This is a genomic window from Staphylococcus sp. HMSC056G08 (assembly GCF_001812305.1).
Lineage (GTDB): Bacteria > Bacillota > Bacilli > Staphylococcales > Staphylococcaceae > Staphylococcus > Staphylococcus simulans.
On sequence record NZ_KV808539.1, the window covers coordinates 1 to 550 of the forward strand.

The 550-nt window shown below is 39.1% G+C and carries 1 protein-coding gene; it reads left to right on the top strand.

Annotated features, from left to right (window positions below; translation table 11 throughout):
• Positions 1-147: 147 nt before the first annotated feature.
• The coding region (locus HMPREF2846_RS13300; protein WP_070626835.1) for a DUF3310 domain-containing protein at positions 148-550 on the top strand (403 nt) is incomplete at its 3' end.

A 550-nucleotide genomic window follows, 5' to 3' on the forward strand; every position in this document is an offset into this window, starting at 1 on the left:
AAAGAACGTCAAAAAGAACAAGCAGAAGCACGCAGAAGAAAAGAGCGTCCTTGGTTATACGACGGTACACCGCAGCCACCATATGCACGCGATGAATACACACAATGGCTTATGGACACATCTATTTATCCAAAGGCGGCGCGTTAGATGAGAGAAGTAAAAGAATTACACGTAGGCGATGAGATTATTCTTTGGCAGTATCGTGGATTGAATGTGCAAGGACCTAATGGAGATGACGGACATGCAGGTGTAGTAATTAGGAAAATTAACAGGAATGATGAACAATCATTGTTAGTTAAATTGAAAGGTATTGATGATCCGTTCGAACTGACTGATGTGGATTACTTCGACAAGCTTCCAATATCTTTTAAGAAAGCTGAACATTTTGAAGATTGCAAAAACAACTCAGTACATCAACCTAATCATTACCAGTTCGGTCAATTTACAGCAGCAATGATTATTGAGTTAGTAGGAAAGACTTATAAATCAGCACCAGTCTTTTATCACGTAGGTAATGCCTTAAAATATTTGATGCGTGCGCCTAGAAAGA